This is a genomic window from Nonomuraea sp. NPDC049758, from assembly GCF_040674635.1.
Lineage (GTDB): Bacteria > Actinomycetota > Actinomycetes > Streptosporangiales > Streptosporangiaceae > Nonomuraea.
Genome location: NZ_JBFAMZ010000012.1, coordinates 318,193 through 332,664, shown reverse-complemented (window position 1 = coordinate 332,664; position 14,472 = coordinate 318,193). Strand labels below are relative to the sequence as shown.

Here is a 14,472-nt window from a genome sequence, read left to right as displayed (position 1 = left end):
CATCGTCTTACGACTTCGCACGGACCTGTGTTTTTAGTAAACAGTCGCTTCCCCCTGGCCACTGCGACCCCCACCAGCTCCGAGTGCAAGACTCAGCCTCCCGGACCAGGGCCGTGTCGGTGAACTGCTCGAACCGGGTGGCCACGCCGTCCTCAAGGTGCCAGACGTGGGTGAAGCGCACCCTCATCGACTTGCCGGTGGCGCGGTAGGTGCCGCTGTAGTGGCCGATCACGACGACCACGTCGCCGCCGTCCACGAACTCCTCCGGCTCGGCCTGGTAGCCGTCCCACTCGCTGCCCAGCTTGGCGAACACCTCCGACAGCACCTGCTGCGGCCCCACGTACGTGCCCGCGTACGGGAAGCCGGCCATCTCCGTCCACCGGGCCGCCGGGCCCAGCAGGGACACGATGCCGTTCACGTCGCCGGCCGCCGAGGCCGCGTAGGAGGCGCGTACGGCGTCGAGATTGTCGCTCATCTGTGTTTCTCCTCAGACCGGTTCCTCACCGGCCGGATAGGTGACCTGACCCAGCGGCTCGATGTGCGCGCCGCCGGGGGAGTGGTGGATCTCGCCCTCGCCCGACAGGCCGAAGAAGGTGCCGACCGTGCGCAGGGCCGTCCAGTCGTAGAGCCAGGTGGCCGCGACCGGGATGCGGAACTCGCGGAAGGTGAACACGTACAGGCCGTCGGCGATCTTCCAGGCGGCGGCCAGATCGACGTCGCCGTGGCCGCGCTGCGCGCCGGCCAGGCACTGCCAGGCGTAGCGCTCGGAGCTGAGGTAGACGTGCTCGTAGAGGTGCTCGGGGCTGTAGCGGTACAGGGCCCGGCGGCCGATCAGCTCGCGGGTCGGCGCGGGCGGCTCGCCGGTGACCTCCCGGCCCTCGATCACGCCGGGCGTGAACGTCTGCGACACCCGCGGCTGCCCCGGGACCGGCTCGGGCGCGATGACCGAGACCACGCGCAGCGCCCGGCCCGTGCTGGTGTGCAGGACGGTGACCGTGTACTCGCGGGGCCGCTCGGCGTGCGCGCGGCCGACGTAGAACAGGTCCTCGCGCATGGCCACGGCCTCGTACGGCTCGGCGGGCCCGCCGTCGGCGTGCACCTTGTAACGACCGGCGAAGGCCAGGGACGTCTTGCTGCCGTCGTCGAAGGTGAGGTCCACCTCGGTGCCCGCGAGCGCGTACGTGGCCGGAAGGCGGTTCGTGGCGATCCCGGGCGCGAAATCGTCCATGTTCTTCCAACCGGCAGGGCGATCGGTCATGGCCGCTCCTTCCTCCACGAATTCGTCTATGAAATCATATAGCTTCCCGTTGTAAAGGAGTAGGCGATGAGGCTCAAGGGAAAGGTCGCGCTGATCACCGGGGCGGGCACCGGCATCGGCGCGGCGACCGCCCGCAGGTTCGCCGCCGAGGGCGCCTCGGTCATGCTGACCGGCCGCCGTCCCGGGCCGCTGGCCGAGGTGGCCGCGGACCTCGGCGACGCGGCGGCCGTGGCCTGCGCGGACATGTCCGACACCGGCCAGGCGCGGGCGGCGGTCGAGGCGTGCCTGGGCCGCTTCGGCGGGCTCGACGTGGTGGTGGCCAACGCGGGCGGCCACGGGGGCGGGCCGGTCGGCGAGACCGACGACGCGTCCTGGCGGCTCAGCCTCGACGTCAACCTCAACACCTGCTTCGTGACCTGCCGGGAGGCGCTGCCGGCGCTGGTGCGGTCGAAGGGGGCGATCGTGGTCGTGTCGTCGATCGCGGGCCTGGCCGCCGGCCCGGCCGTGTCCGGATATGTCACGACGAAACACGCACTCATCGGCCTGACCCGCTCGATCGCCCGCGACTACGGGCCCCAGGGCGTCCGGGCCAACTGCCTGTGCCCCGGCTGGGTGCGCACGCCGATGGCCGACGAGGAGATGGATGTGCTGGTCGGCCGGGACGGCATCACCCGCGACGCGGCGTACGAGCTGGTCACCAAGGACGTGCCGCTGCGCCGCCCGGCGACGGCCGACGAGATCGCCGCGATCTGCCTGTTCCTCGCCTCGCCGGACAGCGCCGTCATGACCGGCAGCGTGGTCGTGGCCGACGGCGGCGCCACCGCCGTTGACCTGCCCACCCTCGCCTTCGACTGATCGGCGACGCCTAGGACCCCGTTTCCCGGGCAAAGGGGAGTTCTTCCGCAAACCCCCAGGAGGAACGGTGAGCACCGCACAGAGCGCGGGCCGCGAAGCCATGGACGCGGGCCGCGAGGCCAAGAACGCGGCCCGCAGAGCAGCGGACAGCCCGGCGATGACCACGCTGGCCCGCATCGGGCTGGCCTGCCGCGGCGTGCTGTACGCGCTGATCGGAGTGCTGGCGTTGCAGATCGCCTTCGGCGACGGCTCGCGCCAGGCCGACAAGTCCGGAGCCATCACCACCATCGCCGGACTGCCCTTCGGCCAGGTGCTGCTGTGGATCATGACGGTCGGCTTCGCTGGGCTGGCGTTGTGGCAGGCGTCGGAGGCGCTGTTCAGTCACCGCAAGGCGAGTGACCGCGCGCAGTCGGCCTTCCGCACCGGCGTGTACGTCCTGATCTGCGTGACTTTGCTGAGCGTGCTGCTGGCCGGCCAGGCCAAGTCCGACGACAAGCAGTCGCAGAACCTGACGAGCAAGCTGCTCGACCTGCCCGGCGGCCAGATCATCGTCGGCCTGATCGGGCTCGGCATCGTCGCCCTCGGCATCTACTGGATCCATGAGGGCGTCACCAAGAAGTTCGAGCGCGAGCTCGACCTTGGCCGCATGTCGCCCAAGGCCCGCAAGGTGATGGAACGGCTGGGCCAGGCCGGCTACATCGCCCGCGGCGTGATCACCGGCGGCGCCGGCGTCTTCGTCGGCTACGCGGCGGTCACCTTCGACCCCGACAAGGCGGGCGGCATCGACGCCACCCTGCGGCGCTTCGCCGACACGCCGGTGGGGCCGTGGCTGCTCGCGGTGGTGGCACTCGGGCTGCTGCTGTTCGCGGGCTACTGCTTCGGCGAGTCCCGCTGGCGCCGCACCTGAGGCCGTCCCGGCGGCGCACCGGCGGCGGGTCCCCGGCACGGGGGCCCGCCGCTTCGTGTGCGCGCCCGATCAGGAGGGGCCCGCCGCTTCGTGTGCGCGCCCGATCAGGAGGGGCCCGCCGCTTCGTGTGTGCGCCCCGGTCAGGCGGGGCGTCCGGTGACCACCGCGCGGCCCATCGCCGGGTCGTCGCAGAACGCGCCGTCGATGCCCAGCTCGATGAGCCTGCTCAGCCAGCCGGCCACGTCGCCGGTGGCCCGCCCGTAGACCGGGCTGGCCGGGTTGCCCCTGCGGTGGTCGGCGGGCAGCTGGGAGTTCTCGTTGCGGATCGTCCACACGTGCACCTCCAGCCGCCTGCGGTGGGCGTCCTGGACCAGCGTGGTCGGGGGCAGCGTCGCGCCCGCGGCGTCCACCGGGACCACCCGGCGGGTGTCCACGCCGATCCCGGCGGCGTACCGGGCCACCTCGCGCAGCCCGTCGGGGGTCGCCATGTCGTCGTAGGTGCGGGTGCTGCCGGCGGCGACCCAGTCGTAGGGCGCGCCGCCCGAGGTGATGAGCTGGATGAGCGGCAGCCGCGTCCGTCCGCGCAGCTCGCGCAGGTTCGCCGTCTCGAAGGACTGGATGTACGCCTTGCGCACGTGGTACCGGTTCAGCACCTCCAGCAACGGCTCCTCCAGCGACAGGCCGATCGAGTCGAAGTACGTCGGGTGCTTGGTCTCGGGATAGACCCCGACGCCGTGCCGCTGCGCCAGCTGGACGACCTCCTCGAACGTGGGGATCTCGGCCAGCCCGTCGAAGGCGGTGTTGTCCGGCCGCAGGTCGGGCACGCGTTCCTTGGCCCGCAGCGTCTTCAGCTCGGCCAGCGTGAAGTCCTCGGTGAACCAGCCGGTGACCGGCCGGCCGTCCACGGTCCTGGTGGCGCGCCGATCGGCGAACTCGGGGTGGGCGGCCACGTCGGTCGTGCCGGAGATCTCGTTCTCGTGCCGGGCGACCAGCACGTGGTCCTTGGTGGAGACGAGGTCGGGCTCGATGTAGTCGGCGCCCATGGCGATGGCCGCCTCGTAGGACAGCAGCGTGTGCTCGGGCCGGTGGGCGCTGGCGCCCCGGTGACCGATCACGACGGGTGCCTGGCCGCGGCGCTCGGCCGTGGCGGGTGGCGTCTGGGTCAGCACGACAGCGACCGTGCCGCCGGCCAGGACGGCGGCCAGCACGCTCGCGAACAACCTGCGCGTCGTCATGCGGGCACGGTAGACCGCCGAGGTGGCCCGGACGTTACGCCCGGGCGCACAGTGAAGGACGCGGCGGGGCGGGTTCAGCCGAGGCCGAAGCGGGGGATCGGCAGGTCCTCGGTGGCGACGTGCACGATGTGCGCCTCGGTGTAGACGTCGATGCTGTACCGGCCGCCCTCCCTGCCCAGGCCGCTGGCCTTCACGCCGCCGAAGGGCGTGCGCAGGTCGCGGATGTTCTGGGAGTTGATCCAGAGCATGCCGGCCTCGACGGACTGGGCCATGCGGTGGGCGCGGCGCAGGTCGCTGGTCCACACGTAGGCGGCCAGGCCGTACCGGGTGGCGTTGGCCAGCTCCAGGGCCTCCTTCTCGGTGGCGAAGGGGGTGACGCAGACGACCGGGCCGAAGATCTCCTCCTGGAAGACGCGCATCGCGGGCGTCACGTCGGCGAAGACCGTGGCGGCCAGGAAGTTGCCCTCGGGCAGGCCGTCCGGGCGGCCGCCGCCGGCCACCAGGCGGGCTCCCTCCTCGACGCCGGCCCGCACGTAGGACATGACCCGCTCGTAGTGCTCGGGGTGGATGAGCGCGCCCAGCTCGGTCGCCAGGTCGTGCGGCGGGCCGACGCGCACCCGTGCGGCGCGCTCGGCGAGCCGGGCCACGAACTCCTCGTAGACGGTGTCCTGGACGAGCACCCTCGAGCTGGCGGTGCAGCGCTCGCCGTTGAGCGAGAAGACGCCGAAGACGGCCGCGTCGAGCGCCCGTTCCAGGTCGGCGTCGTCGAAGACGAGCAGCGGGGACTTGCCGCCCAGCTCCATCGACAACGTCTTGAGGCCGGTGGCGGCGTCGCGCATGATCGTCTGGCCGGTGGCGGTCTCGCCGGTGAAGGAGATCACCGGCACGTCGGGGTGGGCCACCAGCGCCGCCCCGGCCCGTTCGCCGATGCCGTGGACCAGGTTGAACACGCCCTCGGGCAGCCCGGCCTCCTCCATGATCTCCGGCAGCAGGCTGGCCGAGAGCGGCGACCACTCGGCCGGTTTGAGCACCACCGGGCAGCCGGCCGCCAGGGCTGGCGCGAGCTTCCAGGTCTCCAGCATGAACGGCGTGTTCCACGGCGTGATCAGCCCGGCCACGCCGACCGGCTTGCGCACGACGTAGTTGAGCTGGGCCGAGCCGACGCGGTAGACGTCCTCGCCCAGGCTGCTGATGACGTCGGCGAAGAAGCGGAAGTTGTGCGCCGCCCGCCGGGCCTGGCCCCTGGCCTGGGTGATGGGCAGGCCGGTGTCGCCGCACTCCAGCTCGGCGATGCGCTCGTCGCGCGCCTCGATGGCCGCCGCGATGCCGCGCAGCACCGCCGCCCGCTCCTCGCCCGGCATCCGCGGCCACGGCCCGTCGGTGAACGCCCTGAGCGCGGCGCGCACGGCGAGGTCGACGTCCTCGGCGTCCCCGGAGGCGACGGTCAGGGCGGGGCGGTTGGTCGCGGGTTCCAACGAGGTGAACGTCTGGCCGGACACGCTGGGCACGTGGGCCCCGTCGATGTAGTGCTCCAGGTTCAACGGGCGATCTCCTTGCACTGGGACGGCGGCCCCCCGGCCACGGGTGCGATCGATCCCCTGTCGGACGTGCGGCCGGACCGCCCTGTCATGGCACTCCTCCTCCGCCCCGCCACGATGATTTCCCAGGTGGAAGGCCCAGCGGAAGGCCCCTCGCAACCCCGTCAAATCGTATAGGACATCGTCGATGATACATGGGGGAACCTATGGACAGAAATATCTGATGTCGTACATGATTTGTCCATCGGGGCTGGACGCACGGCGCTTCGAGGAGGATGCGTATGCGATGTCCACGACGCCTGGTGTGGTGGGCCGCGATCGCCCTGGTGGTCTCCGCCTGCGGGACCGGCCAGGACGGCGGCGCCGCCAGAACGGCCTGCGGCACGGGGAAGCCCGCCACCGGGACCCCGATCACCGTCGGCGCGATCGTCACCGCGAGCGGCGGCATCGACTTCAGCTCGGCCACCAAGGCGGCCAAGGCGTACTTCGACTGCGTCAACGCCGGCGGCGGCATCGGCGGCCGTCCGGTCGAGTACCTGGTCGAGGACGACGGCCTCAACCCGCAGAAGGCCTCGGCCCTGGCCACCAAGCTGGCCGGCAACCGCGACCTGGTCGCCCTGGTCGGCGGCTCCAGCTTCGTCGCCTGCGGCGTCTCCGGCCCGATCTGGGAGCAGAACGGGCTGTTCGACGTGCTCGCGGTCGGCGTGCCGAGGGCGTGCTTCGAGTCGCCGCGCATCGCCCCGGTCAACGCCGGCCCCAGGGTCAGCGCGGTGGCCGCCGCCCAGTACGCCGTCGAGGTCAAGGGCGCCAGAAGGGTCGCCCAGATCAGCAACCGGGTGCCCGGCGTCGGCGACTGGACCCAGGACGGCGTGCGCGCCTACCTCAGGACCAAGGGCCTGACCTCGGCCGGCGACGTGCTGCACGACCCCGGCGTCAAGGACGCCACCGCCGTGCTCCTCGAAGCCATGCGGGGCCGCCCGGACGCGATCATCCTCCAGGACCCCGCCCCCGACGACGCCGCCATCCTCAAGGCCGCCCAGGCGCAGGGCCTCAAGGACAAGGTCACCTTCGTCTGCCTGACGCCCTGCTACGACACCACCTTCCCCGGCCAGGTCGGCAGCTACTGGGAGGGCTTCGTGTCCAACTCCGAGTTCACCATGCTCGACGCCGGCACCCCCGACAACAAGCTCTGGCGCCGCGTCATGGACGAGTACGCCGACGACAAGGCCCCCCGCGACTCCTTCTCCCAGGGCGGCTTCCTGGCCGCCAAGATCTTCGTCGACACCCTGACCAGGACCGGCGGGACGATCGACCGCGCCTCGGTGAGCCGGGCCCTGTCGCAGGTCAAGGGCTTCCGCAGCGACCTGCTCTGCGCCCCCTGGTACTTCGGCCGCGCCGCCCGCCACAACGCCAACCACGACACCCGCTACATCACGATGAAGGGCGGCGGCTGGTCGAAGATCAAGGACTGCACGCCGACCCAGGACCCCGACCTCGCGCCGCTGCTGCGGGAGGAGAAGCAGTTGGGGCTGACCGGCTGATGCTGCCGTTCGTCATCAGCGGGCTCGCCCTCGGCGCCGTCTACGCGCTGTCGGGCGTGGGCATCGTCGTGCTCTACCGCGCCACGGGCGTGCTCAACCTGGCCTACGGCGCGCTCGGCGCGATCGGCGCGCTGCTGTCCTGGCAGCTCCTGCAGGACGGCTGGCCGGTCGTGCCCGCGCTGGCGGCCGCGCCGCTGCTGTCGGCGCTGCTGTCCGGCCTGTACGGCGGCCTGGTCGGCCCGCTCGTCGCCGCCCGCGACCCGCTGGTCAAGGCGGTGTGCACGCTCGGCCTCGCGCTCATGCTGCTCGGCCTGTGCTACTGGACGTGGAGCGACGACCCGCGCACGCTCACCCTGCCGACCGACACGGCCGGGTTCGACGTGGGCGGCGCGCGGGTCACGCTCACCCAGGCGCTCGCGCTGGCCCTGGCCGTGGCGCTGACCGCCGGGACCGCCGTGCTGCTGCGCCGGACCGGCTTCGGCACCGCCATGCGCGCGCTGGCCGACGACCGCGAGATCAGCGCGCTGCTCGGCGTGCCCATCCGGCGGGTCGAGACCGTCACCTGGGCCGCGGGCGGCGCGGTGGCCGGGCTGACCGGGCTGGTGCTCGGCTCGCTGACCCGGCTGGAGGCGGGCACCCTGACCTTCCTGGTGATCGCCTCGCTGGCGGCGGGCGTGGTCGGCCGCTTCCGGTCGCTGCCGGTCACGCTGGCGGCCGGGCTGGCGATCGGGCTGGCCGAGGCCCTGGGCGGGGCGTGGGAGCAGACCGCGCCGTACCGGTCGGTGGCGCCGTTCGCGGTGGCGGTCGCGGCGATCCTGTGGCTGCAGCGCACAGGGGCGCGGGCCAGGCGCGGCGGCACGGTCGAGGTGCGCCCGGCCGAGCCCGCGCTGCCGGCGCGGACCCGGCCGCTGCCGCCCGGCGACGCCCGCTCGGTGCTGCGCGTGGTGCTCGGGCTGGCCGCCGGGGCGGCGGCGCTGGCGGTGCTCGTGCCCCTGGCCGTGGACGGCTACTGGGTGCGGGTGCTCACCTCCGCGGTCATCTTCGTCATCCCCGCCGCGGGCATCGCCCTGCTGTACGCCCGGCTCGGGCTGGTCTCGCTCGGCCAGGTGGCGCTGCTCGGCGTCGGCGGCTGGGTGGCGCTGCGGCTGGCGTTCGCCACCGGCTGGCCGTTCCCGCTGGTCGTGCCGGCGGCCGGGGCGATCACCTGCCTGGTCGGCATCGTGTACGGTCTGCCCGCGCTGCGCCTGTCCGGCGTGGACCTGGCCCTGGTGACGCTCATGGCCGGCGGGGCGTTCCAGGTGGCGTTCTCGGCGACCGGGTTCCCCGACGGCGGCCCCGGGTTCCTCGGCCGGGTGGCGGGCAGCGGGACGCAGCAGGCCATGCCGCGCCCTTCGATGGCCTCCTCCGACGCCGGGTTCTTCCGGTTCGCCGTCCTGTGCGCGGTGCTCGCGCTCGTCCTGGTCGTGCTGCACCAGCGCGGGCGGCCGGGGCGGGCGTGTGCGGCGATCAGGGGCGGCGAGGCCGGCGCGCTGGCCGTCGGCGTGGCCCTGACCAGGTACAAGGTGTGGGCGTTCGCGCTGGCGGCGTTCGTCACCGGGACCGCCGGGGCGCTGCTGGCGGCCAACACCGGGCGGCTGGACCCGATCTCGTTCCGGGCCTCGGACTCGGTGCTGCTGTTCGCCGTCGTCCTGGTCGGCGGCGCGTACGGGCTGACCGGCGTGGTGCTGTCCGGCGTGGTCGGCCAGGTCGTGCCCGCCGCCCTCGACGCCGCCGGGCTCGACGGCAACCTCATGCTCGTCGTCTTCGGCGCGGGCACCATGCACGCTCTGGTCACCGCGCCGCGCGGCATCGGCGGGCAGCTAGAGGACCTGCGGCGGCCCGCATGAGGCTGGAGATCGAGGACCTGCGGGTGCGCTTCGGCGGCGTGCGCCCGCTGGACGGCGTCACCCTGACCTTCGACTCCGGCCTGTGCGGGCTCATCGGGCCCAACGGCGCGGGCAAGACCACCCTGTTCGACGTGCTGTCCGGCTTCGTCCGGCCGGTCTCCGGGCGGGTCACGGCCGGCGGCGCCGACCTGCTGGCGCTCGCGCCGCACCGGCGGGCCAGGTGGGGGCTGCGCCGCACGTTCCAGCAGGAGCAGGTGGTCGCCGAGCTGAGCGTGGCCGGCAACCTGCGCCTGGCCGCCGACCACCTGGGCGGCCCGGACGAGGGCCTGCTCGCGTTCTGCGGCCTGAGCGACCCCGGACGCCCGGCAAGCGAGCTGACGCTGCCGGAACGGCGGCGGCTCGAACTGGCCCGCGCCCTGGTCGGCACGCCCAGGATCGTGCTGCTCGACGAGCCGGCCGCCGGGCTGTCGGAGGCGGAGTCGCGCTCGCTGGCCGAGGTGGTGACGGCCGTGCCGGACCGGTTCGGGGCGCTCGTGCTGCTCATCGAGCACGACGTGGCCCTGGTCGGCGAGGTCTGCGCCACCACGGCCGTGCTGGACTTCGGCCGGCTGGTCGCCGCCGGCCCGACCGCGGCGGTGCTGGCCGACGAGCGGGTGCGCGCCGCCTACCTGGGGGAGGCGCCGTGAGCCTGGAGGTGCGCGACCTGCGCGTGCGCAGGGGTGGGCGCGAGGTGCTGCACGACGTGACGCTCGACGTGCCGCCCGGCGAGATCACCGCGCTGCTCGGCGCGAACGGCGCGGGCAAGAGCACGCTCGTGCTCGCCGTGGCCGGGCTGCTGCCGGTCGAGGCGGGCGCGGTCAGCGCCGACGGCGACGAGCTGACCGGGCTGCGCCCCGAACGCGTCCGGGCGCTGGGCGTGGCCGCCGTGCCCGAGGGGCACCGGGTGCTGCGCTCGCTGAGCGTGGCCGACAACCTGCGCGTGGCCGGGCCCGACCCGGGACCGGCCCTGGCCGCCTTCCCCGAGCTGGCCGGGCTGCGCGACCGGCGGGCCGGCACGCTGTCCGGCGGCCAGCAGCAGATGCTCGCCCTGGCCCAGGCCGTCACCGGCGGCCCGCGCTACCTGCTGGTGGACGAGCTGTCCTTCGGCCTGGCCCCCGCCGTGGTGTCCAGGCTCGTCCCCGCCCTGGCCGCGCTCGCGGAGGGCGGCGCCGGGGTGCTGCTCATCGAGCAGTACACCCGGCTCGCCCTGGAGCTGGCCACCCGCGTGCACGTGCTGGACCGGGGCCGGGTCGTGCTGCGCGGCACGCCGGACGAACTGCGCGGCCGGCTGCGCTCGGCCTATCTGGGAGCGGGCGATGGAGACCTTTGACGTCGTCGTGGTCGGCGCGGGCTCGGCGGGCGCCGCGGTGGCCCGCCGGCTGGCCGACGACGAGGCGCTGCGCGTGCTGCTGCTGGAGGCGGGCGGCCCCGACGTCAACCCCGACATCCACGACCCCGGCGGGGTGTTCCGGCTGTGGGGCGGCCCCGAGGACTACGACTACCGGGTGGCGCCGCAGCGGCGGCTGGGCGGGCGGCGTCCGCACTGGCCGCGCGGGAAGGTGCTGGGCGGCTCGTCCTCGCTCAACGGCATGATCTTCGTCAGGGGCGCGCCGGCCGGCTACGACGCCTGGGGGCCCGGCTGGTCGTACCCCGAGGTGTTGCCGTACTTCAAGCGGCTGGAGGACTTCGACCGCGGGCCCGGCGACTACCACGGCGCCGGCGGGCCGGTACGGGTGATCGCCGACTACGCGCCGCACCAGGTCAACGCGGCGATCGTGGCGGCCGCCGTGGAGCAGGGCCTGCCGTTCAACCCCGACTGCAACGGCGAACGTCCCGACGGCGCCGGGTTCTGCCAGCTCACCATCCGGCACGGCCGCAGGCACAGCACGGCCGACGCCTACCTGCGCCCGCGCTGCGACCGGCCGGTCCTGGAGATCCGCACCGGGGCCCGCGCCCGCCGGCTGCTCCTGCGCGGGCGGCGGTGCGTGGGCGTGGAGTACCGCCAGGGCGGCCGCCTGCACCGGGTCGGGGCCGCCGCCCAGGTCGTCCTCAGCGCCGGGACCGTCGAGTCGCCGCGCCTGCTCCTGCTGAGCGGCCTCGGCGACGCGGCCGAGCTGCACCGGCACGGCATCAAGGCGGTGGAGGACCTGCCCGGCGTCGGGCGCAACCTGCACGACCACGCGCTCGTCCCGGTGATCGTGGCCGCCCGGCGGCCCGTGCCGCCCGCGATGCCCGGCCTGCAGCCGATGCACAGCCAGCTCTTCTGGCGCAGCCGCCCCGGCCTGCCCGGCCCCGACGTGCAGCCGCTGTTCTTCCACATCCCCCTGTACGACGAGGGCATGACCGGCCCGCCGGACGCCTTCACCCTCATGGCCGGGATCGTCCGGCCGGAGAGCAGGGGCCACCTGGCGCTGACCTCGGCCGACCCCGACGCCCCGCTGCACATCGACCCCGCCTACCTGGAGGCGGCCGCCGACCGCGCGTGCATGCGCGCGGCCGTCGAGCTGTGCCGGGAGCTGGCCCACGCCACCGCCCTGCGGGAGTGGGCGGGCGCGGAGCTCTACCCCGGTGACCGTGAACTGTCCGAGCACATAGAGAGGACCTTGGTGACCTACCACCATCAGGTCGGGACCTGCGCCATGGGAACCGTCGTGGACCAGCGGCTCAGAGTCCACGGCATCGACGGGCTGCGCGTCGCCGACGCCTCGGTGATGCCCGCCGTCACGTCAGGGAACACGAACGCGCCCGCCATCATGATCGGCGAGCGGTGCGCGGACATGGTGCGAGAGGAGATCGGCTCATGACCGGCCTGTACATCGGCGGCGCCTGGGGCCCGGCCGCGGACGGCGCGACGTTCGCCACGCTGGACCCGGCCGAGGCCACCGTCATCACCGAGTGCGCCGAGGCGGGCCCCGTCGACGTGGACCGCGCGGTGGCGGCGGCCAGGGCCGCGCTGGACGACCCGGCCTGGGCCGAGCTGCCCGCCGCCGCCCGCGCGAGGCTGCTGTGGAAGGTGGCCGACCTGGTGGAGGAGCACGCCGACGAGCTGGCCGAGCTGGAGACCAGGGACAACGGCCAGCCGCTGGCGGTGGCGCGGAACGTGACCGTCCCCGGCACCGCCGAACATTTCCGATATTTCGCAGGATGGTGTACGAAAATCGAGGGGTCGGTGTTGCCCGTCTCGTACCCCGACACCCTGCACTACACCCGGCGCGAGCCGGTCGGCGTGTGCGCGCTCATCACCCCGTGGAACTTCCCGCTGATGATCGCCGCCTGGAAGCTCGCCCCCGCCCTGGCCTGCGGCAACACGGTGATCGTCAAACCCGCCGAGCAGACCCCGCTGACCACGGTCCGGCTGGTGGAGCTGATGGCGCTGGCCGGTTTCCCGTCCGGCGTGGTCAACCTGCTGACCGGCGGCCCGGAGACCGGCGCGGCGCTGGCCGGGCACGCGGGCGTGGACAAGATCTCCTTCACCGGCTCGACGTCGGTCGGGCGCTCGCTCGTGCACGCCAGCGCGGACAACCTCAAGCGCCTGACGCTGGAGCTCGGCGGCAAGACCCCGAGCATCATCGCGGCCGACGCCGACATCGACGCCGCGGTGGCGGGCAACGTCCAGGGCGCGCTGTTCAACAGCGGCCAGGTCTGCGCCGCGTACTCGCGCTTCTACGTCGACCGCAAGCGCGTCGACGAGTTCACCTCGAAGATGGCCGCCGCGGCCGACGCGCTCAAGGTCGGACCCGGCCTCGACCCGGCCACCGACCTCGGCCCGCTGATCAGCGAGGACCACCTGATGGCCGTGGACGCCCACGTCCGCAGCGCGCTGTACGATGGCGCGCAACTCGTCACCGGCGGCAGGCGCGCCGAGGGCCCCGGCTTCTTCTACCGCCCGACCGTGTTCGCCGAGGTGACCGACGCCATGGCCGTGGCCCGCGAGGAGGTGTTCGGGCCCGTCATCCCGGTGCTGGCCTACGACGACCCCGACGAGATCGCCGGCCGCGCCAACGGACTGGAGTACGGCCTGGCCGCCTCCATCTGGACCAACGACCTGTCGACCGCCCACCGCCTGGCCGCCCGGATCCGGGCGGGAGCCGTGTTCATCAACATGATCCACGTGCCCGACGCCGCCACCACGTGGGGCGGTTACAAGGCCAGCGGGTGGGGGAGGGAGATGGGCCCGTACGCCATCGACGCCTACACCGAGGTCAAGGGCGTCTGGACGCACCTGGGGAGGGTGTGATGGGAGAGCTCGTCCTGGCAGCCAAGATCACGCATGTGCCGTCGATCTGGCTGTCGATCCAGCCGGGCAGGCACTTCGGCATCCGCCGGCCCGCCGAGCTGGCTCTCACCGAGGTCGGCAGGCGGGCGCGGGAGCTGGGGGTGGACACGTACCTGATCGCCGACACCCACTGGATGAACAGCATCGGCTTCCACCTCAACGGCAAGGAGCGCCACCGCGACTCCTACGCCAGCCACGAGCTGCCGCACTTCATCCACGACCTCGACTACGACTACCCGGGCGACCCCGAGCTGGCCGAGCTCATCCGCGCCGAGATCGCCGCCGGCGGGCAGAAGGCGCTCGTGCACACCTACCGCGACCTGGGCCTGGAGTACGCGACGCTGGTCCCGATGCACTTCATGAACGAGGACTCCGCCGTGCGGGTGTTGCCGATCGGCTGCAACATCTACTCCTCGATCGACGAGAACCGGCGCATCGGCGAGGCGCTGCTGCGTGGCATCCAGCAGAGCGACCGCCGGGTCGCCTTCCTGGCCAGCGGCTCGCTCTCGCACGCCTTCCCCTCCAACGAGACCGCCGAGTCGCTGCTCAACGAGGTCAGCAGCCCGCTCAACCGGAAGATCGACATGGCCGTGCTGGACATGTGGGCCGAAGGGCGCATCGGCGAGTTCCTGGACATGTTGCCCGACTACAACGTGCGCTGCGCGGGGGAGGGCGCGATGGCGGACACGGCGATGTTGTTCGGGTTGCTGGGGTGGCGGTCGTACAAGGGGCGGGGGGAGCAGTTGTGCCCGTACTTCGGCTCGACCGGAACCGGGCAGGTGGTCGTGGACTTCCCCGTGCCCGCGTACGATAAGATCTGAAATCATATGTGAAATAGGACAGACGGAGGTTCTGGATGGCGGGGGTCCAGGCGTCGCGCGGGCTCGTGGTCGGGCAAGATGAGGGGATGACAGTGGGCGCGGGCTTCCGCGACGCC

At 73.2% G+C, this 14,472-nt stretch carries 13 protein-coding genes; 9 read left to right on the top strand and 4 right to left on the bottom strand.

Annotated elements, in window-relative coordinates; genetic code table 11:
• Positions 1–7: 7 nt before the first annotated feature.
• The gene (locus AB0J46_RS30405; protein ID WP_364337658.1) at positions 8–475 is read right to left on the bottom strand and encodes a nuclear transport factor 2 family protein; all 468 of its coding nucleotides are present in this window, start codon (positions 473–475) and stop codon (positions 8–10) included.
• A 12-nt stretch (positions 476–487) separates the two neighbouring features.
• The gene (locus AB0J46_RS30400; RefSeq protein WP_357976968.1) at positions 488–1,258 is read right to left on the bottom strand and encodes a MoaF C-terminal domain-containing protein; all 771 of its coding nucleotides are present in this window, start codon (positions 1,256–1,258) and stop codon (positions 488–490) included.
• Between the two features lie 66 nt (positions 1,259–1,324).
• Between AB0J46_RS30400 and AB0J46_RS30395 the strand changes: the two genes are divergently transcribed.
• Together AB0J46_RS30395 and AB0J46_RS30390 are read left to right on the top strand one after the other, a co-directional pair.
• On the top strand, positions 1,325–2,113 hold the full coding sequence (locus AB0J46_RS30395) for an SDR family NAD(P)-dependent oxidoreductase (RefSeq protein WP_364337657.1): 789 nt from the start codon (positions 1,325–1,327) through the stop codon (positions 2,111–2,113).
• A gap of 67 nt (positions 2,114–2,180) precedes the next feature.
• Complete coding sequence (locus tag AB0J46_RS30390; protein WP_364337656.1) at positions 2,181–3,020, top strand: DUF1206 domain-containing protein; 840 nt, start codon at positions 2,181–2,183, stop codon at positions 3,018–3,020.
• A gap of 140 nt (positions 3,021–3,160) precedes the next feature.
• On the opposite strand, the gene AB0J46_RS30385 is transcribed toward AB0J46_RS30390, so the two are convergent.
• Both AB0J46_RS30385 and hpaE read right to left on the bottom strand, forming a co-directional pair.
• Positions 3,161–4,255: a glycerophosphodiester phosphodiesterase gene (locus tag AB0J46_RS30385; protein ID WP_364337655.1), complete on the bottom strand. Its 1,095-nt coding sequence runs from the start codon at positions 4,253–4,255 to the stop codon at positions 3,161–3,163.
• Between the two features lie 74 nt (positions 4,256–4,329).
• Positions 4,330–5,796, bottom strand: coding sequence for a 5-carboxymethyl-2-hydroxymuconate semialdehyde dehydrogenase (gene hpaE, locus AB0J46_RS30380; RefSeq protein WP_364337654.1), 1,467 nt, complete (start codon positions 5,794–5,796; stop codon positions 4,330–4,332).
• A 278-nt stretch (positions 5,797–6,074) separates the two neighbouring features.
• On the opposite strand from hpaE, the gene AB0J46_RS30375 reads away from it, so the two are divergent.
• The 7 genes from AB0J46_RS30375 to hpaD are packed head-to-tail and all read left to right on the top strand — an operon-like array spanning position 6,075 to position 14,356.
• Positions 6,075–7,334, top strand: coding sequence for an ABC transporter substrate-binding protein (locus AB0J46_RS30375; protein WP_364337652.1), 1,260 nt, complete (start codon positions 6,075–6,077; stop codon positions 7,332–7,334).
• Positions 7,334–9,220 carry an ABC transporter permease gene (locus tag AB0J46_RS30370; protein WP_364337651.1) on the top strand — a complete coding sequence of 629 codons (1,887 nt, stop codon included), beginning with the start codon at positions 7,334–7,336 and terminating at the stop codon, positions 9,218–9,220. The genes AB0J46_RS30375 and AB0J46_RS30370 overlap by 1 nt, the downstream gene beginning before the upstream one ends.
• Positions 9,217–9,906 carry an ATP-binding cassette domain-containing protein gene (locus tag AB0J46_RS30365; protein ID WP_364337650.1) on the top strand — a complete coding sequence of 230 codons (690 nt, stop codon included), beginning with the start codon at positions 9,217–9,219 and terminating at the stop codon, positions 9,904–9,906. Before AB0J46_RS30370 ends, AB0J46_RS30365 begins: the two co-directional genes overlap by 4 nt.
• Positions 9,903–10,589 carry an ATP-binding cassette domain-containing protein gene (locus AB0J46_RS30360; RefSeq protein WP_364337649.1) on the top strand — a complete coding sequence of 229 codons (687 nt, stop codon included), beginning with the start codon at positions 9,903–9,905 and terminating at the stop codon, positions 10,587–10,589. Before AB0J46_RS30365 ends, AB0J46_RS30360 begins: the two co-directional genes overlap by 4 nt.
• Positions 10,576–12,063 carry a GMC family oxidoreductase N-terminal domain-containing protein gene (locus tag AB0J46_RS30355; RefSeq protein WP_364337648.1) on the top strand — a complete coding sequence of 496 codons (1,488 nt, stop codon included), beginning with the start codon at positions 10,576–10,578 and terminating at the stop codon, positions 12,061–12,063. Before AB0J46_RS30360 ends, AB0J46_RS30355 begins: the two co-directional genes overlap by 14 nt.
• The gene (locus AB0J46_RS30350) at positions 12,060–13,496 is read left to right on the top strand and encodes an aldehyde dehydrogenase family protein (RefSeq protein WP_364337647.1); all 1,437 of its coding nucleotides are present in this window, start codon (positions 12,060–12,062) and stop codon (positions 13,494–13,496) included. Before AB0J46_RS30355 ends, AB0J46_RS30350 begins: the two co-directional genes overlap by 4 nt.
• Positions 13,496–14,356: a 3,4-dihydroxyphenylacetate 2,3-dioxygenase gene (gene hpaD / locus AB0J46_RS30345; RefSeq protein WP_357976934.1), complete on the top strand. Its 861-nt coding sequence runs from the start codon at positions 13,496–13,498 to the stop codon at positions 14,354–14,356. The genes AB0J46_RS30350 and hpaD overlap by 1 nt, the downstream gene beginning before the upstream one ends.
• Positions 14,357–14,472 lie beyond the last annotated feature (116 nt).

Coding starts and splice junctions, on each gene's coding strand:
- AB0J46_RS30365 (WP_364337650.1), top strand. CDS start 9,217: ATGAGGCTGGAGATCGAGGACCTGCGGGTGCGCTTCGGCGGCGTGCGC.
- AB0J46_RS30395 (WP_364337657.1), top strand. CDS start 1,325: ATGAGGCTCAAGGGAAAGGTCGCGCTGATCACCGGGGCGGGCACCGGC.
- hpaD (WP_357976934.1), top strand. CDS start 13,496: ATGGGAGAGCTCGTCCTGGCAGCCAAGATCACGCATGTGCCGTCGATC.
- AB0J46_RS30375 (WP_364337652.1), top strand. CDS start 6,075: ATGCGATGTCCACGACGCCTGGTGTGGTGGGCCGCGATCGCCCTGGTG.
- AB0J46_RS30370 (WP_364337651.1), top strand. CDS start 7,334: ATGCTGCCGTTCGTCATCAGCGGGCTCGCCCTCGGCGCCGTCTACGCG.
- AB0J46_RS30400 (WP_357976968.1), bottom strand. CDS start 1,258: ATGACCGATCGCCCTGCCGGTTGGAAGAACATGGACGATTTCGCGCCC.
- AB0J46_RS30385 (WP_364337655.1), bottom strand. CDS start 4,255: ATGACGACGCGCAGGTTGTTCGCGAGCGTGCTGGCCGCCGTCCTGGCC.
- AB0J46_RS30405 (WP_364337658.1), bottom strand. CDS start 475: ATGAGCGACAATCTCGACGCCGTACGCGCCTCCTACGCGGCCTCGGCG.
- AB0J46_RS30350 (WP_364337647.1), top strand. CDS start 12,060: ATGACCGGCCTGTACATCGGCGGCGCCTGGGGCCCGGCCGCGGACGGC.
- AB0J46_RS30355 (WP_364337648.1), top strand. CDS start 10,576: ATGGAGACCTTTGACGTCGTCGTGGTCGGCGCGGGCTCGGCGGGCGCC.